The organism is Oikeobacillus pervagus (assembly GCF_030813365.1).
Classification (GTDB): domain Bacteria; phylum Bacillota; class Bacilli; order Bacillales; family DSM-23947; genus Oikeobacillus; species Oikeobacillus pervagus.
On record NZ_JAUSUC010000038.1, the window covers coordinates 1 to 20,304 of the forward strand.

Annotated in this window: 20 protein-coding genes and 2 tRNA genes; 2 read left to right on the plus strand and 20 right to left on the minus strand. The window is 38.2% G+C overall.

Translation table 11 applies throughout. The features are described 5' to 3' along the window. Positions 1–176 precede the first annotated feature (176 nt). From lysS to spoIIE, 15 genes are all read right to left on the minus strand, one after another. Positions 177–1,664 (minus strand): lysine--tRNA ligase, encoded by a 1,488-nt coding sequence (lysS, locus tag J2S13_RS12845; RefSeq protein WP_307258170.1) that lies wholly within the window; start codon positions 1,662–1,664, stop codon positions 177–179. Between the two features lie 188 nt (positions 1,665–1,852). Continuing rightward, complete coding sequence (gene dusB / locus J2S13_RS12850; RefSeq protein ID WP_307258171.1) at positions 1,853–2,851, minus strand: tRNA dihydrouridine synthase DusB; 999 nt, start codon at positions 2,849–2,851, stop codon at positions 1,853–1,855. A 19-nt stretch (positions 2,852–2,870) separates the two neighbouring features. After that, positions 2,871–3,080 (minus strand): helix-turn-helix domain-containing protein, encoded by a 210-nt coding sequence (locus J2S13_RS12855; RefSeq protein WP_307258172.1) that lies wholly within the window; start codon positions 3,078–3,080, stop codon positions 2,871–2,873. Beyond that, positions 3,032–3,559, minus strand: a complete 528-nt coding sequence (gene folK, locus J2S13_RS12860) for a 2-amino-4-hydroxy-6-hydroxymethyldihydropteridine diphosphokinase (protein ID WP_307258173.1) — start codon at positions 3,557–3,559, stop codon at positions 3,032–3,034. Before folK ends, J2S13_RS12855 begins: the two co-directional genes overlap by 49 nt. 2 nt (positions 3,560–3,561) lie before the next feature. After that, positions 3,562–3,921: a dihydroneopterin aldolase gene (gene folB, locus J2S13_RS12865; protein WP_307258174.1), complete on the minus strand. Its 360-nt coding sequence runs from the start codon at positions 3,919–3,921 to the stop codon at positions 3,562–3,564. Beyond that, positions 3,914–4,741 carry a dihydropteroate synthase gene (gene folP, locus J2S13_RS12870; protein ID WP_307258175.1) on the minus strand — a complete coding sequence of 276 codons (828 nt, stop codon included), beginning with the start codon at positions 4,739–4,741 and terminating at the stop codon, positions 3,914–3,916. The genes folB and folP overlap by 8 nt, the downstream gene beginning before the upstream one ends. A gap of 333 nt (positions 4,742–5,074) precedes the next feature. After that, positions 5,075–6,004, minus strand: a complete 930-nt coding sequence (cysK, locus tag J2S13_RS12875; RefSeq protein ID WP_307258176.1) for a cysteine synthase A — start codon at positions 6,002–6,004, stop codon at positions 5,075–5,077. A gap of 413 nt (positions 6,005–6,417) precedes the next feature. Continuing rightward, positions 6,418–7,293, minus strand: coding sequence for an Hsp33 family molecular chaperone HslO (gene hslO, locus J2S13_RS12880; RefSeq protein WP_307258177.1), 876 nt, complete (start codon positions 7,291–7,293; stop codon positions 6,418–6,420). A gap of 13 nt (positions 7,294–7,306) precedes the next feature. Continuing rightward, complete coding sequence (locus tag J2S13_RS12885; protein ID WP_307258178.1) at positions 7,307–8,074, minus strand: type III pantothenate kinase; 768 nt, start codon at positions 8,072–8,074, stop codon at positions 7,307–7,309. 513 nt (positions 8,075–8,587) lie between these two features. Beyond that, the gene (gene ftsH, locus J2S13_RS12890) at positions 8,588–10,576 is read right to left on the minus strand and encodes an ATP-dependent zinc metalloprotease FtsH (RefSeq protein WP_307258179.1); all 1,989 of its coding nucleotides are present in this window, start codon (positions 10,574–10,576) and stop codon (positions 8,588–8,590) included. A gap of 116 nt (positions 10,577–10,692) precedes the next feature. Then, on the minus strand, positions 10,693–11,247 hold the full coding sequence (hpt, locus tag J2S13_RS12895; RefSeq protein ID WP_307258180.1) for a hypoxanthine phosphoribosyltransferase: 555 nt from the start codon (positions 11,245–11,247) through the stop codon (positions 10,693–10,695). Continuing rightward, on the minus strand, positions 11,241–12,653 hold the full coding sequence (gene tilS, locus J2S13_RS12900; protein WP_307258181.1) for a tRNA lysidine(34) synthetase TilS: 1,413 nt from the start codon (positions 12,651–12,653) through the stop codon (positions 11,241–11,243). The genes hpt and tilS overlap by 7 nt, the downstream gene beginning before the upstream one ends. A 351-nt stretch (positions 12,654–13,004) precedes the next feature. Next, positions 13,005–14,000 (minus strand): serine/threonine protein kinase PrkT, encoded by a 996-nt coding sequence (prkT, locus tag J2S13_RS12905; protein WP_307258182.1) that lies wholly within the window; start codon positions 13,998–14,000, stop codon positions 13,005–13,007. Then, a complete protein-coding gene (locus J2S13_RS12910; protein WP_307258183.1) occupies positions 13,969–14,703 on the minus strand; it encodes a vWA domain-containing protein in 735 nt (244 codons plus the stop codon). Before J2S13_RS12910 ends, prkT begins: the two co-directional genes overlap by 32 nt. Before the next feature lie 85 nt (positions 14,704–14,788). Further along, complete coding sequence (spoIIE, locus tag J2S13_RS12915) at positions 14,789–17,278, minus strand: stage II sporulation protein E (protein ID WP_307258184.1); 2,490 nt, start codon at positions 17,276–17,278, stop codon at positions 14,789–14,791. Between the two features lie 317 nt (positions 17,279–17,595). On the opposite strand from spoIIE, the gene J2S13_RS12920 reads away from it, so the two are divergent. Beyond that, positions 17,596–17,669 (plus strand) — tRNA-Met (locus J2S13_RS12920). A 15-nt stretch (positions 17,670–17,684) separates the two neighbouring features. Further along, a tRNA-Glu gene (locus J2S13_RS12925) sits at positions 17,685–17,756 on the plus strand. A gap of 322 nt (positions 17,757–18,078) precedes the next feature. Here J2S13_RS12925 and J2S13_RS12930 read toward each other — a convergent pair. From J2S13_RS12930 to J2S13_RS12950, 5 genes are all read right to left on the minus strand, one after another. Further along, on the minus strand, positions 18,079–18,495 hold the full coding sequence (locus J2S13_RS12930; RefSeq protein ID WP_307258185.1) for a S1 domain-containing RNA-binding protein: 417 nt from the start codon (positions 18,493–18,495) through the stop codon (positions 18,079–18,081). A 66-nt stretch (positions 18,496–18,561) separates the two neighbouring features. Continuing rightward, positions 18,562–18,969 (minus strand): FtsB family cell division protein, encoded by a 408-nt coding sequence (locus tag J2S13_RS12935; RefSeq protein ID WP_307258186.1) that lies wholly within the window; start codon positions 18,967–18,969, stop codon positions 18,562–18,564. 16 nt (positions 18,970–18,985) lie between these two features. Next, positions 18,986–19,609, minus strand: coding sequence for a spore cortex biosynthesis protein YabQ (gene yabQ / locus J2S13_RS12940; protein WP_307258187.1), 624 nt, complete (start codon positions 19,607–19,609; stop codon positions 18,986–18,988). After that, on the minus strand, positions 19,606–19,908 hold the full coding sequence (yabP, locus tag J2S13_RS12945) for a sporulation protein YabP (protein ID WP_370874036.1): 303 nt from the start codon (positions 19,906–19,908) through the stop codon (positions 19,606–19,608). The genes yabQ and yabP overlap by 4 nt, the downstream gene beginning before the upstream one ends. Before the next feature lie 124 nt (positions 19,909–20,032). Continuing rightward, positions 20,033–20,290 carry an RNA-binding S4 domain-containing protein gene (locus J2S13_RS12950; RefSeq protein WP_307258194.1) on the minus strand — a complete coding sequence of 86 codons (258 nt, stop codon included), beginning with the start codon at positions 20,288–20,290 and terminating at the stop codon, positions 20,033–20,035. Between the last annotated feature and the right edge of the window lie 14 nt (positions 20,291–20,304).

Here is a 20,304-nt window from a genome sequence, read left to right on the forward strand (position 1 = left end):
CAAAAATTTAATTCAAAGTCAACTTAAGCAGTGGATCTCTGGCCTTCCTAGTTATATCAAGGGTTATTTGTCGATTTCACTCTGCGAAAGTTGAGATATAACAAATAAAAAATCCTACATTTCTTGTAAATGCATTCAAGAAATGTAGGATTCAAAAAGTAATCATGAAGAAAAAATTAATCTTTATGTCGCATTAACGGGAATAATAAAACATCGCGGATTGAAGGTGAATTCGTTAGCAACATAACAAGACGGTCTACCCCAATACCTAAACCACCAGTTGGGGGCATTCCATACTCCAAAGCTTCGATGAAATCTTCATCCATCATATGTGCTTCGTCATTTCCTTGTTCCCTTTCACGGAGTTGCGCCTCAAACCGTTCACGTTGATCGATTGGATCATTTAATTCTGTAAATGCATTCGCATGTTCACGGCCAACAATAAACAATTCAAATCGATCTGTGAATCTAGGGTCTTCTTCATTTTTCTTAGCTAATGGTGATATTTCAACTGGATGACCGTAAATAAATGTTGGCTGAATAAGCTTTTCCTCTACTTTTTGTTCGAAAAATTCATTTACGATATGTCCATACGTCATATGTTCTGTAATTTCAACTTGATGTTCTTTAGCAATTTGTCGAATTTCTTCATCCGACATTTCCTTCCAAAGGTCAACACCTGCATATTCTTTGATCGCATCGACCATGTGAAGACGTCTCCACTTAGGTTCTAATTCAACCGTATATTCACCATATTGGATGGTTGTCGATCCAAGAACTTCTTTTGCGATATGTGCGACTAAATTTTCGGTTAAATTCATAATATCACGATAATCAGCATATGCTTCATAAAGCTCAATCATCGTAAATTCAGGGTTATGTCGTGTTGAAACCCCTTCATTTCTAAATACTCGACCAATCTCATAAACTTTTTCAAGCCCACCAACAATCAATCTCTTCAAATGTAATTCAATAGCAATTCTCATATAAAGAGTCATATCTAAAGCATTATGATGAGTAATAAATGGCCGAGCTGAAGCACCACCTGCGATTGAGTGCATCATTGGTGTTTCCACTTCAATATAGCCATGGTCATCTAAATATCGTCTCATCGCTTGGATAATCTTACTTCTAGAAATAAATGTGTTTTTACTTTCTGGGTTCATGATTAAATCTAAATATCTTTGACGGTAGCGTTGCTCTACATCTTTTAATCCATGAAATTTATCTGGTAAAGGGCGAAGAGACTTCGTTAATAATTGGAAGTCCTTTGCTTTAACGGATAATTCCCCGACTTTTGTCTTAAAAACGGTACCACTAACACCGACAATATCTCCTAAGTCAGCTGTTTTAAAAAGATCATATTGTTCTTCGCCTACAGCATCTTTTCTTACATAGATTTGAATTTGTCCAGTTAGATCTTGAATATGAGCAAATCCAGCTTTTCCTTTGCCGCGTTTCGTCATAATACGACCTGCAATCGTTACTTTAACTTCTTTCTCTTCTAGATCCTCTTTTGTCAATCCTTCATATTCAGATGTAATGTCTTTAACACCATGTGTGCGTTCAAATCTTTTTCCGAACGGATCTATTCCATTAGCTAATAATGCTTGTAGTTTATCCCGTCTTACAATCAATTGGTCATTTAATTCTTCATGACTCATTACTCTGTTCACTCCTATAATTTTTTCAGGTCTTTGGACTATGTCAATTATATACCTTTATTATTGTACACAATCTTTCTTGTCTAGACATCTCTAAACTAATAAGATTATTAAAACTCATGATCTTTTCGTATGTAAACAAAATACTGCCAGTCTTCTGTCTTCCTTCCTGGCAGTAGTAATCAACATTATCCTACTTGTGATTCCGTTTCCCTTTTTTCCACTTCTTCAACAAGATTATTTAAAAGATCAACTAGTTGTTCTCTCGTTTCACACTCATTAATCATATTTCGTGCTTTGGCATTGCCACGGATTCCTTTTAAATACCAAGCAGCATGTTTCCGCATTTCTCTCACTGCAATCCGCTCATTTTTCAACGAAATAAGGCGATCTAAATGGAGAATGCAAACATCAATTTTTTCCCTAACTGAAGGTTCTCCCATTAATTCTCCAGTCTCAAGGAATTTCACGGTACGATAAATCATCCACGGATTTCCTAGTGCCGCTCTTCCTATCATTACACCATCACTACCAGTTTCCTCGAGCATTCTGAGAGCATCTTGTGGCGTTTTAACATCCCCATTCCCAATTACAGGAATGTTAACAGCTTGTTTCACTTGACGGATAATATCCCAATTCGCCTTTCCTTCATACATTTGAACACGAGTACGCCCATGTAAAGACACAGCTTGGCCTCCAGCTCGCTCAACCGCACGTGCATTTTCAATCGCGTAAATATGATCCTCATCCCAACCCATACGCATTTTGACTGTAACCGGTTTGTCAACGGCATCGACTACCGCCGCCACCATTTCATATATTTTATTAGGGTCCAATAACCATTTAGCTCCTGCATCACATTTTGTAATTTTCGGAACCGGGCATCCCATATTAATATCGATAATATCTGCATTCGTATTTTGATCGACAAATTGTGCTGCTTCCACTAATGTTTTCTTTTCTCCTCCAAAAATTTGGAGGCTTAGCGGCTTTTCGCGTTCATCTATATAAAGCATGTTCATTGTCTTTTCATTTTTAAAAATAATCCCTTTATCGCTGACCATTTCTGCACAAACGAGTCCAGCTCCAAATTCCTTCACAGTTAGACGAAAAGCTGAGTTACACACTCCAGCCATCGGTGCAAGGACAACCGGGTTCTTCATTTCAATGTTTCCAATTTTAAGCATTACTTCACCTACCCTTTCTTTATTCGTCTTCGGGTGTAAGCTCCTCTACTCGGATTTTTAAGCAATCAGCAATTCTTTGCAAAAAATCCTCTGTCGGAAGCCGGTTTCCCCGTTCAATTTCCCCTAATACAGATACTGATATACCTAGTTCATTCGCTAATTTTTCTTGTGTGAAGCCTTTCAACTTTCGAAAAGCTCGAATACGTCTACCCCATTTATCTGTCTCCATAGTTTAACTCCTTCTTTATCTTGAATAGTTTCTAATTGTTCAATTAAAGGGATCCCTAATGTAGGGTGTTTCACTAATGGATCGATTTCTAAAAGTGGAATAAGAACAAAGGCTCTTTCATGCATTCTAGGATGTGGAATAATTAAACGTTCTGTTTCAATATTTTCTTGGTTGTACATTAAAATGTCAAGGTCAATTGTTCTTGGTCCCCATTTAAAATATCGAATTCTCCCTAATTCTTTTTCAATTTCCATGCATACATCGAGGAGATCACCCGCTGTTAAATCTGTTTCAATTTTTAATACTATATTTAAAAACTTCCCTTGATTAACAAAACCAACTGGATCTGTTTCATAAATCGATGAACTTGCCTTTATTAAAATATTTTCCTCTTGAGAAATTCTTTCAACCGCTTTTTTGAAATAAAGTATACGGTCACCTAGATTCGTTCCGAGGGATAAATAAGCAATATTGGACATCACTATCTCCCTCTCGTTATTTCCACTGCTACAGATTGATAGCATCCTGCTATAGGCGGATTGGGTTTCGTTACTTTCACTGTACAGCTTTCAACCGAGGAAAATGTAGCAAGGATTTCTGAAGAAATATGCTCAGCGACTGCTTCAATTAACTTAAATTGCTTTTTTTCCACCATCGTTTTGGCTATTTCATAAACATCCGCATAATTAACGGAGTTTTTTAAATCATCGCTTTTTCCTGCCTTTTTAAGAGGGGCATGCAAGGTGAGATCTACTCGAAAACGCTGACCTAATTTATTTTCTTCAGGAAAAACACCATGATACCCATAAAAATCAAGTCCCTCTAAAAATATTTTATCCAATAGTCCCACCCTTTCCAACGAGAGCATCCATCATCTTCGCCATTCTACTAATCGCCTTTACATCATGGACACGCATAATGTGGCATCCCTTTTCAATCCCGTAGCAGCATGTAGCACCAGTACCTTCCATGCGCTCCTCGACTGGCAGATCCAGCACATGACCAATCACTCTCTTGCGTGACGTTCCTAATAAGACAGGAAACCCTAATGCAACAAGTTTATCTAGGTTTTGCATCATTTCTATGTTTTGTTCCATCGTTTTCGCAAAGCCAATGCCGGGGTCCAAAATAATTTGTTCATCTTGAACACCTGCTTTTTTCGCAATATTAATACTGTCGTATATGTCTATTAAAACATCTCTTATAAAATTTTTGTAATCCATATTATTCCGGTTATGCATTAAAATAATGGGTACCTGCTTCTTGGCTGCTACACTTGCAATTTCCGGGTCATATTTTGCCCCCCATATATCATTAATCATATGGGCCCCCGCTTCTACCGCAGCCTGTGCCGACTTCGCTTTATATGTATCAACCGAGATAGGAGCATCAACCTTTCTGGAAATCTCGCTTATAACGGGAATGATTCTCTCCATTTCTTCTTCCGCAGATAAAGGAGTATGACCCGGTCTTGTCGATTCACCACCTATGTCAATGATATCGGCTCCCTGTTTCACCATAAGCTCAGCGTGCTCTATCGCTTTTACAGATTGATTATACATCCCCCCATCTGAAAAAGAATCAGGAGTAACATTTAAGATCCCCATTATATATGTCTTCTCATTAAAATTTAACTTATATTTCCCTGCGGACACCTTCATGTAACCATCACCTTTCCTAACACTATTTTACACGATATCCTCTTTGAAACCATCATTCGGCTACAAAACTTGTCCATTACAAGGCTCACTACTGCAAAAGAACAAAAGCGAAAGCGCCTTGACCATCGGCGTACGGATTTCTTAAGTTTAGACTGAGATATAGGAAACACAGCGAGGTTCTTCACGAGCTGATGTTGACTTATCGTAGGGAGAAGACGGAGAAATTCGCTAGACGATCAAAAGCGAAAGCGCCTTGATTATCGACGTTTATAGTTTCCTAAAAAAATAAAAAAAGGTAAGCCTAGTTACTAGCTCACCCATTTAACTTAACTATTATTCCTCATCAAATTTATATAAAGGTGTACTTAAATAGCGTTCTCCATTACTTGGAATAATCGCCAATACCTTTTTGCCTTTGCCAAGCTTTTTCGCCACTTCTAAAGCAGCCCAAATGGCAGCACCTGATGAAATTCCACCAAGAACTCCTTCCGTTTTTGCTACCTTACGTGCTGTTTCAAAAGCATCATCATTTTCAACTTTGATCACTTCATCATATAGTTCAGTATTCAGTACTTTCGGGATAAAGCCAGCGCCAATTCCTTGTATTTTATGTGGTCCTGGTTTCCCACCTGATAATACAGGAGATCCAGCTGGTTCAACCGCATAGATTTTAATATTTGGATATTTTTCTTTTAAAATTTCCCCAGCTCCAGAAATCGTTCCACCAGTACCGATTCCTGAAATAAATCCATCTAGTTGGTCTCCCATTTGCTCTACAATTTCTTTTCCTGTTGTAAGTTTGTGTATTTCAGGGTTCGCTTCATTTTCAAATTGCTGAGGTACAAAATAACCGTTTTCCTCCGCTAGCTCCTCAGCTTTTTGAATCGCACCATTCATTCCTTCAGACCCTGGTGTAAGGACTAATTCAGCACCATATGCTCGGAGTAAATTACGACGTTCTATACTCATCGTATCAGGCATGACCAGAATAGCATTATATCCTTTAGCTGCCGCGATCATCGCTAAACCAATACCAGTATTTCCAGATGTAGGTTCAATAATCGTTCCACCTGGTTTTAATGACCCATCTTTTTCAGCTGCTTCGATCATGGCCAAAGCGATTCGGTCCTTAACACTGCTTCCTGGGTTCATATATTCTAATTTCAAATACACATCTGCACTATTCTCTTCGACGACTCTGTTTAATTTTACAATTGGCGTATTCCCGACTAACTCTGCAATTGAATTAGCTACACGTACCATACAACCACCCCAAATCCTAGTATTTTTATTGGTATATTATGAATTTAACAATTTTCCCGTTAGTTGTCAATTATTTCAGAGTTCTTTTTATAAAAAAACTGCAAAAACATTCTCACAGGGAAGGTTCTTGCAGTTTTCTAAAAGCAGTCGTTTCACCTACTTGGTGATTAGACGAAAAGGTATATATTGATTAGAACATATTCTATCCTGATTCATTTATCCCACCTAAACGGGCAGTAAACCACCACCTCAAAATGATTTGGAAACAAAGAAAATAGGTGGAGGATCACGGCCTCTAAAGGTCCGATAAGTTCAACTAACATTCAGTGGGGCTTCATCCCCCACTGAATGAAGTTTCACTTTATATGGTATGACTTCCCTAAAATAGGGGATATTTTCTACACCGAGTTCCTTTAGGCTTCTTTTTTCAACTCTTCAAGTTCATCTTTTGTGAATAAATATTTTTCATTACAAAAATGACATTGAGCTTCTGCTTGTCCATCTTCATCGATCATATCTTGTATTTCTTGTTTTCCAAAGCTGATGATTGCCTTTGAAAACCTTTCTTTGGAACAGTTACACTTAAACGACACGGGGACTGTTTCTAATATTTTCACATTTTCTTTTCCTAAAATTTCAGCTAAAATCTCTTCTGGCGTTAAACCTTGCTGAATTAGCTTAGAAATCGGAGGAATTTCTTTCAGTCTTTTTTCAATAGCCCCGATCGTTTCTTCATCCGTCCCAGGCATTAGCTGGATGATAAATCCCCCTGAAGCAAGAACCGAGTTGTCTGGATTCACAAGAACCCCGACACCAACAGATGAAGGTACTTGCTCAGAAACAGCAAAGTAATAAGTAAAATCCTCACCAAGCTCTCCTGAAACAAGTGGAACTTGCCCCGAAAAATTCTCTTTAAGTCCAATATCTTTGACAACTGTTAATGTACCAGACGTCCCTACAGCGCGACGGACATCTAATTTGCCACTTTCGTTTAAATCAAAATGGGTCTGTGGGTTTGTTACATATCCACGCACTTCCCCTTTTGCATTACTATCAACAAGAATGACCCCGATCGGACCGTCCCCTTCAATCTTTACGGTAATTTTGTCCTCTCCTTTTAACATGGCTCCCATCATAACACTTGCTGTCATCGCTCTTCCTAAAGCAGCAGAAGCTGTTGGCCAAGTATAATGTCTTTTCTGTGCCTCATGGATGGTATCCGTTGTATTCGCCGCATAGGCACGAACTTTCCCATCATAGGCTAAAGCTTTAATTAAATAATCGCCCATTTCAATCTCCTTCCTACTCCTTGTTGCGCTCGTATATTAGTTTTAACCCCTTTAGTGTTAAAAACGGATCTACGACATCGATATGAATGGTTTCCTCGGAAATTAACGGGGCTAGTCCTCCCGTCGCAATCACGGTTGGTTCTATTTTACTGTATGCTTTCATACGCTTTACGATTCCATCAACTTGTCCTACATACCCATATAATATCCCTGCTTGCATCGCTGCAACAGTATTTTTCCCTATAATATGGTCAGGACGGGCAATTTCAATACGAGGCAATTTGGCCGCTTTCGAATATAGTGCTTCAGTTGATATATTTATTCCCGGGGCAATAGCTCCCCCCATATATTGACCATGTTCATTAATAAAACAATATGTAGTTGCTGTACCAAAATCAACAATAATGAGCGGACTACCATAGTCATGAATGCCTGCAACCGCATTTACAATTCGATCCGCCCCCACTTCACGCGGGTTTTCGTATTTTATATTTAACCCCGTTTTCATCCCTGGCCCAACAATTAACGGTTTAACATGAAAGTACTTATGACACATTCTCTCTAGTGAAAACATAATGGGTGGAACGACTGAAGATATAATGATACCGTTAATTTCACTTAAAGAAAGATCAACATGTTGAAAAAGGTCTTTAATTAACATGCCAAACTCATCTTCTGTCTTATGTCTACTCGTCTCAATTCGCCAATGGAATTTCAATTTTTCACCGTCATATACCCCTAAAACAGTATTCGTATTCCCTACATCTAACACAAAGATCAATGTACTCACCACTTTTTATTAAGACTTTTTCAAAACGCACTGAATCGAAATGATGAGCTATTGCTACCCCATGATTTCTGCACAGTCGCCTCCGCTTTTCTTTGATCCAGCTACGGCTCCTAGCGGCTCGAGGTCAATTGGCAAGCTCCTTCAGAGGGGAAAGAGCTCCCTCTTACGGATCTTGTCAATTGCTTGTCGCCGCTGGGCAGTCGCCTCCGCTTTTCTTTGATCCAGCTGCGGCTCCTAGCGGCTCGAGGTCAATTGTCAAGCTCCTTCAGAGGGTAAAGAACTCCCTCTTACGGATCTTGTCAATTGCTTGTCGCCGCTGGGCAGTCGCCTCCGCTTTTCTTACAAAACATCATAACATATATGATCTTTGCAAGTGAATTTGTTTTTACTTTGTCTCATAATGTGAAACTTCATTCGGGGTTGTTATAGTATAAGGATTTGTTTTTAAGACGAGGAAAAAGCTGTCCCATTGGACTTGGAACAGCTTTTTCCTTTTGAAGATTTTTATTTATTAAGATCTTCGTCTTTGTTTTGTTGATTCACTTCATTTGGTGTTGATTCATCAGTTGGTGTTAAATGTTCTTCTTTCTTTTGAAAATTTACTCGAAGGTTGTCAACTGATTCAGTTTTTGACGTTGGCGCCTTTTCATCTGTAGCGTATTTACGTTCCGGTAATTTGCCATGGTCAATTAAGTGCTTAATTTGTTGTGCATCTAGAGTTTCAACATCTAATAAAGTAGTTGCTACAAGCTCAAGCTTATCACGATGTTTTGTTAAAATATCTTTCGCACGTTCGTAGCAATCTTTAATGAATCGTTGGATTTCAAGATCAATTTCGTATGCAATCGCATCAGAATAGTTCTGTTCATTATTTAAATCACGACCAAGGAACACTTGACCACCTTGTGATTGACCGAATTGAAGTGGACCTAATTTATCACTCATTCCAAATTCTGTCACCATTCTACGCGCAATTCCAGTTGCTCTTTGGAAGTCATTATGTGCTCCAGTGGAAACTTCTCCGAAGATAATCTCCTCTGCCACACGACCACCTAATAAACCGGTAATCTTATCAAGCAATTCTGGTTTGGTCATGAAATAACGATCTTCTTTCGGAAGCATAACAGCATATCCGCCTGCTTGACCACGAGGGACGATCGTAACCTTATGCACCATTTCGGCCTCATCAAGTACGATCCCGATAATAGTATGTCCCGCTTCATGAAAAGCAACAATTTTTCTTTCCTTTTCTGAGATGACGCGGCTTTTCTTAGCAGGACCTGCAATGACCCTGTCAGTTGCTTCATCGATATCACGCATATCAATCGATTTTTTATTTTGACGAGCTGCTACTAAAGCTGCCTCATTGAGTAAGTTTTCTAAATCAGCTCCTGAGAAGCCTGGAGTCCTCATGGCAATAGCTTTCAAATCAACAGATCCATCTAACGGTTTATTACGAGCGTGAACTCTTAACACCGCTTCACGACCATTCACATCAGGACGATCCACTGTGATTTGACGGTCAAAACGACCAGGACGTAATAAAGCAGGATCCAAGATATCAGGACGGTTCGTCGCAGCCACAATAATAATCCCTTCATTCGAACTAAAACCATCCATTTCGACTAGCAATTGGTTCAATGTTTGTTCACGTTCATCATGTCCTCCACCTAGGCCTGCTCCACGTTGACGACCTACCGCATCAATTTCGTCAATAAAAATAATACATGGGGCATTTTTCTTCGCGTTCTCAAATAGATCACGAACACGTGATGCACCGACACCGACAAACATTTCAACGAAGTCAGAACCACTAATGGAGAAGAATGGAACACCCGCTTCGCCTGCAACAGCTCGTGCAAGTAAAGTTTTCCCTGTACCTGGAGGCCCAACTAATAAAACCCCTTTTGGAATCCGTGCACCAAGTTCAGAGAATTTTCGCGGATCCTTTAAAAATTCAACGACTTCAACTAATTCCTGTTTCTCTTCATCAGCCCCTGCAACATCTTTAAAGCGAACCTTTTTCTTTTCATCATTGTAAAGTCTCGCTTTACTTTTGCCGAAATTCATGACACGGCTACCGCCACCTTGTGCCTGATTCAACAAGAAGAAGAAAAGGATGAAAATAATGAGAAACGGGATAATGGTTGTAAAGAAAGAAACCCAACCACTTGTTTCTTTTGCAGGAAGTACCTCAACTTTTGAAGTTTTAGCAGCCTCATCAATTCGAGCTAATAGGGGATCACTATTCATTACATAAGTCCGAAAGTATTTCCCCTCTTCCGCTCCTTTTAATTGGCCCCTAACTTCATATACTCCTCTTTCTGGCTGCATGGAAAACGTTTTTACTTCATCTTTCTCTAAATGGGTAACAAACTGATTATAAGTAAGATTATCCGTTGGTTCGTTGTTATTATTGAAATAACTAACAACACCAATGATAACTAGAAAAACTAGCAAGTAAAATATGGTGTAGCGAAAAATCCGATTCATTCCTTACCTCCTCCCACGGTAAAAAAACTATATTCAATAGTATCATAGAAAAACTTGGAATTACAACCATTTGGGCTGGTTTTCAACACAACTTTCATAACAGCAGTCCTTTTTAGTTATTTACTTCCATTACCCGTGTAAATTTCTGGTTTTAGTACACCGATATACGGTAAATTCCGATATTTTTCAGCGTAATCTAAACCATACCCAACGACAAATTCATGCGGGCAGATAAAGCCAACGTAGTCTGGTTTCAAATCAGCTTTTCTTCCCGATGGCTTATCTAATAATGTGATAATTTTAATGGAATTAGCTTTTCGATAATGCATCAGATCCACTAAATAGCTTAAAGTTAATCCGCTATCAATGATATCCTCTACAATCAAAATATCTCTTCCTTCAACAGATGTATCTAAATCTTTAACGATCTTTACTTCTCCAGAAGAGGTAGTTTTTGAACCATAGCTTGAAACATCCATAAAATCCATTTCAAGATATGTATCGACTCGCTTCAGTAAATCCGCCATAAAAGGCATTGCACCTTTTAATACTCCAATAGCAAGCGGGAAGCGACCTTGATATTCCTTCGTTAAGGACGAAGCCATTTCACGAATTTTTTCTTGAATTTGTTCCTCTGTAAATAATACCCTTTCGATGTCTTGGTTTAACAATTTGTTTGCCCCCTAGAAGAAGATTGCTTTTTATAAACTAATATCATTCCATGAGGATCTTCCCATGTACGTTCGTCATTAGATTTTTTGATATTTGGAACCCATAATACTTTTCCTTTATTATCTGTTATAATCGGCCACTCATTCCGTAAATTTAAAGGAATCTTCAAATCGATGAATAATTTTTTTATTTTTTTCGAATGGGAGGATCCTTTTAATTGGATTCGATCTCCTTGCTTCCTTGTGCGAATAATAAGCGGTAAGTCTACTTTTTTCTCATCAATTAGGAATATTTCAGCATGATGTGTGTCAACAAAGTTAGTGCTTATTTGCAAAGAGAAAAGATCTCCATTCGGAAGTGTAACCTGTTCACCTAGATGAAGGGTGTATTCATATCGTTGTGATTCATGAGTCTCAAATGTAAATTGACAGGTCTGGTAGCTTTTCACTACCTTTAAGCCATCTGGTAAATCTAAATGACCAGATGGATGATCACTCATTATGAATTTCAAAATTTGCTGAATATGTATGGATGTGTACAAGGGATTGCCCTTATACAGATAGTTTAATATTAGTTGAATCCCCCTTCTTTGTAAAGGCAAAGGCATTGCTTGAAAAGCTTCTACCTGCAGTTGAATTGATTCTTCATTCTTTTCCCATACATTATTCATTTTTTGTCGTGTTAATTCCTGCAAAAACATCTCATCTTCTAAAATTTCCTCACTAAATCGTTGAAAATGTTCATGAACTTTACCATTTTCACCTTTTAAAAATGGAAGGACTTTTAATCTAAACCGGTTCCGAGTATAATCTCCTTTCGAGTTACTTGGGTCTCTCCTTGGATCCAAGTTGAAATGAGCACAATACTCTTCAATCATTTCCTTTGTTAAAGATAATAATGGACGAATGATTTCTCCTTGATGGAAATTCCGTCTATAAGGGATTCCAGATCTTCCCTTTCCGCTACTCCCCCTGGTAAGTCGCATAAGAATGGTCTCAACCTGATCGTCACCATGGTGACCAAGCGCTAATTTATTGGCAGAAAAGTGATTCATTACCTCTTTTAAAAATTGATATCTCACCTTTCTAGCTCCTTCTTGCAAACCTGTCCCACTTTCCTCCATATAAGAGGATACATCTATCCGGTCGCATACATAAGGTATATGCAAATCCTCGCAAAAATTTCTTACAAATTGTAATTCTTCATAGGATTGTTGCCCACGAAACATATGATCAAGATGAGCAGCGTATACACGAATTTGATATCGCTCCTGTCTTTTCGCTAAATAATGGAGAAGGGATAAAGAATCAGGTCCCCCCGAAACGCCTACGACAATCCTGTCCCCTTGTTTAATTATTTGATGGCGTTCAATGAATTCTTTCACTTTTCTTTCATAATCCAACATCAGGTTCCTCTTCCTAAAAAACATATTATTAATAATATGATATATAGTATCATTTCCCTCTTCATATCTCCAATATCCTGCAACAATCTGACCTAGTTGTTGGTGGACAGCGACTGACTCCTAGCGGCTCGAGGTCAATTGCCAAGCTCCTTCAGAGGGTGAAGAGCTCCCTCTTGCGGATCTTGTCAATTGCTTGTCGCCGCTGGACAGTCGCCTCCGCTTTTCTTGTCTAGCTGCGGCTCCTAGCGGCTCGAGGTCAATTGCCAAGCTCCTTCAGAGGGTAAAGAGCTCCCTCTTGCGGATCTTGTCAATTGCTTGTCGCCGCTGGACAGTCGCCTCCGCTTTTCGTTCTTAAATTAATTGTCCGAGGATGTATAGTGTATATAATAGGGCGACTGTTAGGATAATGATGAGGGTTTCTAATTTTTTGCCTTTCTTTTTTCTCTTTCTTAATTGTTTGCTTGTTGTATTGTTTTTATTTATTTTTTGGTTCATTGGCTGTTTCTTTTGCTTTTCTTTTTTTCTTTTACTTATTCTTGAGTAGGATAAACAGTGAAGTAATTCTCTTCTCATTTCAGATGCACTTTTATATTGTCCTTGTAATGCTTTAATGAGTACGGGCTCTATCTTTGTTAGTTCTTGTTTTTGCCTGATGGATTGAACTAGTTGTGACAAACTATCTCCTTGATGGTGTTTGTCGAATCTTTTCGGGTAGGCGAGATTGATAGCGATCATTGACACGGCAAATAAATCATATGTTGGCTCAGCCTTCCTTGATCCTAATCCCCAGTATCCCCGATCAAAAAACTCGGTAAACTCTTTAATCGCTCTTCCTTTGATCGTTGTCCCTCCAACATCAATACAGCGAATTCTGTTTGGGTTTTCAGTCACAATTAGGTTTTCTGGTTTTAAGTCCCCAAACACCCATCCTTCTTCATGCAAGCTTTGTAAATCACTTAATAATTGGCTTAATAACACACCAATCCAAGAGCACCCCTTCACTCGGACAAAGGATAAAAGATCACGACCATGTATATATTCCATAACATAAAAAGGAACTAATTCTCCTTTCCACTGCCAATCATCTACATCCAATAAAGAAGGTCCGAGGGCAGACCCTTGGACCTTCGAAAAAGCTTTTAATACATTTACTTCCGTTATAATGGATAAACTGTTAGGACTCATTTTTAAGGCCGCATATCCGTTTGAACTTTGAACTAAGTAGACAATCCCATTTGCTCCAAATCCAAGTTCCTTTATAATTTTATACTGATGTTGATGCCATTTTCCACGTAAGACTGTCCCAATAGGTAACTTATACTGATTCTTCAAAGAATTCATCATCACGTGATAGCAGACCCCTTATTGAACGTTTTTTATTAAATTGGACGATAGCCTCCTGAATGGCTGGACCTGTTGGTGTAATTCCCCCAGGAGTAAGTTTGGAAAATACACTCGTTAAAGACTCAAGCTTGGGAGTCCAATCTAATAGCTTCTCCACATCTTTTTTATTCCCTGGAAAGGCATAGACGGAAAATAAATTATTTCCCATTCGCGCATTCATACTTAATGAAAGATCTAAGAGTGCTTCTTTAACTGTCGGAAGTTTATGCTTCATACTTGCACTTGTATCAACTAAAATAAGCACTTGTAAATTCGCTGTTTCTCCTAATTCATCTACTACTTCGACAACTTCACCACGTTTGTCAGGTGGTAATTCCTCAATCGTCATGTCATTCCCTAAAATTTCTTTTAACTGTTTATTCACTACGCCTTGGAGTGTTTGTGTCATTGCTTTTCTTGTCACCATCTGTACGGTTTGCGAAAGCTGCTTTGCATAGACGATCTGGCTGACTCCACCTCCTGATGCAGCAATCCCCTCAATTTCCTGCATACTTTTTTGATCCATCACATCTTGTTCCATAACCCCTATAACATTCACCGCTATCCCTTGTTCATTTGCTAGAGTCGCCATTGCAATTGGATCATCACCATAGTTTGAACATCCATCTGTTATTAATAAAATTTGCTTGATCGTACCTGTTTTCATAAAGCTCCCCTCCAAATGTATGATTGTTCCCATCATCGCCGAATTGGAGGGGATTTATACTATTCCGTCTGTTTTTTTCACAAGATTAGGAGACCTGTTTTTCCTTTTTATATTTTGAGACGGGGATACTTGCCCATTTAGGCAGATTATGTTGAATTTTTACCACAACCACGGTCATATCATCTTCAATTTCACCAGATCTTGTGCGAATCACTTCTTCCATCAGTAAATCTGCTACTTCCTGTGGATCAGACGTTTCTATTTCACTAATCTTCCTCTTCATCCATACATCATAATTTTCCACATGTTTCGGTCCTTCAAAAATGCCATCGCTCATCATAATGAGCAAATCACCTGCTTTCAGTTGCTCAGTTACAACATCAACCTCCACGTCGTGTAAAATTCCGATCGGTAAATTACTTGCCTCTACTTTAATAATTTTATCCCCTCTTTTAATAAAACTCGGAGTCGAGCCAATCTTCAAATATTTAGATGTGGCATCCTGTAAATCAATAATCGCTAAATCTAATGTAGAGAAAATTTCATCTGTTGTTCGAAGTGCCAAGATGGAATTAACAGATTTAATTGCGACCTTTTCTTCAATTCCAGATTTTAAAATTTTTTGTAGTAAGCTTAAAGTTTCATTGCTTTCACGATGTGCTCTTTCACCGTTCCCCATCCCATCACTTATGGCTACAGCATATTTTCCGGACCCTAAATCAATCGTTGAATAGCTATCTCCAGAAACTAATCCCCCACCCTTTGCAGCATGGGCTACTCCAGACTCCACCACATAAGCTTTAGCTGAGCGAAAGGTGGCGTGACAATACCCTCCTGGAAATCCTGCATGTTCTTCCTTTTGAACAACAATCGTTTCACCTAATATATCTGACAACATCGGGGCCACTAATTTTTCACACTCACCATGTCCCGATGTATACGGAATGACCATATCAATATCGACATTCCCTTCTTGCAAACTATAAATTTCCACATTTTCCACTTCAATGTCAAAGATTTTCATTGCCTCAAATATTTGTTCTTCTTGGCTATAATGGTTCTCACGTTCCCGTTGGATTTCCATTGCAAAATCCCCCATTACTTTCGAAACACCAAGAAGTTGATCTGCCACAAGTTTTCTACTTTCATACACTTGTTTTTTTAATTTAAGGTTTGCTTGATAATGGGTTAATTCTTGACGAATTGCTTCTTGCACCCTTTGACCTTTCACACAGTTTTTCTCCAATTCTCGTGACATTCTTTGAGATAAGTTAGGGTTCCCATGATCTACCTCGTAGACGATGTTTTCCATCATTTCATATGTTTGGTGAAAGTTCTTTGCCCAACATTGTTCTTTTTTGAAACATGTTTGACATGTCTTCTCTGTCACATTACTTAAGAAGTAATCTAATTCCCGTTGCTCTACATCCTCTTCATTCCCGTTATGCATTTTCAGAAAGCTGTTTGAGAGAGCTTTAAAGACAGAGGCAAATTGTTCCACTCGATTGGACGTCACATCCCGCATCTTTCTTAAATACTGTTGTTGTTCATTTGAATGTTCTACAGTTCCAGGTATATGCTTCGCTAATTTACCCGTTAAGGACCGAGGGGTTAAAAGTAAAAAAAACATCGCAGCAGCCGATTCGTATAAAGACTGTGTTAAGGAGCCCTCTGCTTCCCCATACATTCCAATTAACAAGGTAGCAACAATTAACCCCAAAGCTGTCCCTACTTTCTTTCCTTCCCTAAGAAGCCCTCCTAGCAAACCCGCAAAAGCAAGTAAACTCATTTGATAAAAACTAGAAACATTGGCAAGACTAAAGATTAAACCCGTTACCACCCCAACTGTCGATCCGACAGAGGCACCCGCAATAAAAGCAAACACTAATACTAAGTATCTTGAAAAAATATGCTCTACGGACAATCCATATAAAGACCACCCAATCGTCCCTGTCATAACAGAAGCTAATAAAATAACTAAACTCACAATCTCTTCTGTTTTTAGCGTTCTTTTTCGTTTATTGAAGGATAAAAGTGGGATGCTCTGCATAAAGATTAAAGTAAGTATAAAAGTTAAACCTGCTTCAACTCCGGCCATAAGTAAATCATAGGTTGTGATGATTTGGTTATGTTGGACATAAATGAATAGAAGCTTTACCGTCAATGTCGTAAATAAAACAAAAAACGGCAAAGCCCTCAATTCCGCCTTTTGAAAGTATTTTGACGACAACCTATAGCTAATTAAAAAGAGAATCGTGATTGAAAATGTATAAGTAATATTTTCTAATGATAGTGTAAGTGAACCTGCTAAAAGCCCAATTAAAGCTATTGGTGCGCGATCGCGACGGATCATGTATACGGCCGCAAAGAATGGCAATGCAAATGGTGTTAAATGTGACAAGATTAATGCTCTACCTAAAAGAAAGCCTATTAAGAATAAAGCAAAGCCCTGCTGGATCAATAAACTCTCTAACTTAAAAGAAAGCCTTCTTAATCCCCTCGAGACTTCTACTTTTGTATTCTCCAAATTGACATTACTTACCGGTTCCATTAAATTTTGTTCAACTCTCTCCATCTATTACACACTCCCCATTCTTAATCGTTGTTCATTATTATAGCTTGTCCTTTTCACAAACTTTGTCAAAAAGGGAAGGCTATCCTAAAGAAAAGTTCGACTATTTTCAGCGTAAAGGTAGAAAAGGAAACAAAGACATGACATAAATCGAATCGAACCTACTTTTATACTGCAAATTTCGTATCGTTTTGTAAAAGCAGCTTGCCTACAATCATTGTTTATAGAGAGAATGACATAAAAAAGAAGACAATAAATAGATTGACTTTCAAACTCTGTCGCTGTAATATAAAATTTGTGTTTTAAAAAAATAATAAGATGGCGGTGTAGCTCAGCTGGCTAGAGCGTACGGTTCATACCCGTGAGGTCGGGGGTTCGATCCCCTCCGCCGCTATAGTAAATACAAAGAGGCCCGTTGGTCAAGCGGTTAAGACACCGCCCTTTCACGGCGGTAACACGGGTTCGAATCCCGTACGGGTCATTGGCTTAAAAAATAGACTGTAAAAGGATCCAAGCGGTTCTTACTCAGTCTATTTTTTGTTCTGCTTACACAAATGCGAAAACGCATGCTCATCGGCGTACGGATTTCGCAAGTTTAAACTGAGATAAAGGAAACACAGCGAGGCCCTTCTCGAGCTGATGTTGACTTATCGGAGGAAGAAAACGGAGAAATTCGCTAGACGTGGACAACATTCAAAAAATGACAAAAAGAGTTGTTATGGATAACAACTCTTTATGATAAGCAAAAATAATATGAAATTTTGGCTAGAAAACCTAATGGCTATATGCAAATAGACAGCAAGTTAGCCTCTTCTAGCACCTCTACCACCACGTCTAGATTCAGTATGACGCTTTAAAGATGATAAACGATCTTCGCTTTCCTTAAGGAAACGTGCCATTTTTTGTTCAAAATTTTCTTTGTTGTTACGTTGGTCATTTCCTTTATGACGTGGGCGCTGTGAGTGTGGTCTGGATTGACGTGGTTGATCCTTCGCTTTACGGATAGACAGACCGATCTTTCCATCCTTTTCCACATTGATGACTTTAACTTCAACTTGGTCGCCAACTTTTAAATGATCATTAATGTCTTTCACATAATTGTCAGCAACCTCGCTGATATGAACCAATCCTGTTGAGCCTTCAGGTAGTTCAACAAACGCTCCAAAATTAGTGATTCCTGTTACTTTTCCCTGTAACTTGCTGCCTACTTCGATTGACATAAAAAAAATGTTCCTCCTTAAAAAATATCGAACTTATTCTATATTATATAACGTAAAAAAAGAGTGTCAATATGACGACTCCTTATCTTTCTTCGCCTTGTTCTTCGATTCAGGAATATTAAAAATAACTTCCCCCTTGCCAGATAAGAAATAATCTTTGCGTGCTAACTTCGCAATGTATTCTTCGTCATTAAGTTTTGTTAACTCTTCATTCAGTAAAGTCTCTTGTTGCTTATACTTAGCAAGCGATTTCTCAAGCCTTACTTCTTCTTGTTTTTTTGCCTCTAAACGGGAATGTTGGGAAATGAGTGTCGAAACCATAACACCGATTACCATTAATGCCAAGGTTCCGAAAATTGACAACCGCCTAACAAGTTTCTTTTTATGTTCAGCATTTAATTTCTCTTTTTTTTCTTGATAATGAATATAAGGATTATTTAAAGTTGTCACTTTTTTCTTTTTCAAAACACCCATTCCCAATCCTCCTTGATTACTTTTTCCAGCGATTTCTATATTTAATAATTAGATTCTTCATTTTTATAAAAAGTCCTGCCATCTTTGCTAAATTCTTCTCGACAGTTATTTTAAACCGTTTTGGCATTTTACCATATATTATACGTAATATCCATAAAAATGGTTTCATTAGCAACTTTATACACGATAATAATACATTTAAAATGGTCTTGGCAAGAGACAACATCCCTTTTCCAACCGCAATGATGAGACGTATGAGCATGCGAATTGTGCCTCTTATTGGGTTATAAATAAGCATGATAAAAATACCTACTAACATTTTATAAAAGGATATTGTCAGCCAAATAATTCTTTCCAATAATTTCAAATAAACACCTTTTACTAATGCCTGGTAAGCTGCAAAGCCACATAGTAAAGCTAGGAAAATATATAAACGTACTTCCCCATAATTCACATGGAACAGCACATAAAAAATGATCAGCCCTTGTAATATCCAGAATAACAGGTCATGAATAAAAACAATCCATCGTTTCCTCATACTTCTCTTCAGAAATCGATTATACGTATCAAGCGTGGCTCCAAAAAAGCCCCCCATTGCGATCATGGCAAGCATCGTGGAGAATTGAGTCGTTAGAGTCATCTAAATAACTTGCTAAAGAACCCTTTAGCCTTCTCCCCATGCTGCTCATCTAAATATACTAAATCAAATATTCTCCCTTTAATGGAAACGATTCCTTTGTCGACATCTAAATTTTTCATGTGTAGGTTTTGTCCCCGTATCGCTAAAAATCCCATAACTGTTTCAAGGAGAAATTCTTCATTATCAAAACTTTCGACCTGCTTGACTCCCGTAATATCCAGGATTTTTCTCCCTCTCATAACCACATCATGATCTTGTTGGCCAGACCCTTTTTGACTTGTTTCATAATATTGACTCACTTTATTCATCCCCTCGCTAATCCTTGAGTACAAGCTTTGTTAATACTTATGCAAGGAGGAAAATGAATAGAACAAGCCATATCTTTTCGCCTTAAAAACTTCAAAACGATTTTCTGTATCTTTATTAGGATATTTTTTCTTCTTTTAAAATCGTAAACATTTGTGTCGCATCTTCTTTCCGTGTACTTTCTTGAAGTTGCTCCACTCTTAAAGTCGTTATTCTTTGTCCTAAACGGATCACAAGTTCATCTCCTGTTTTTACATTAGAACTCGCTTTTGCCACCGCACCATTTATCGTAATCCTTCCTTGATCAGCGACCTCCTTCGCTAACGTTCTTCTTTTGATTAACCTTGAAACCTTTAGATACTTATCCAATCTCATTGATTCCATTAAAC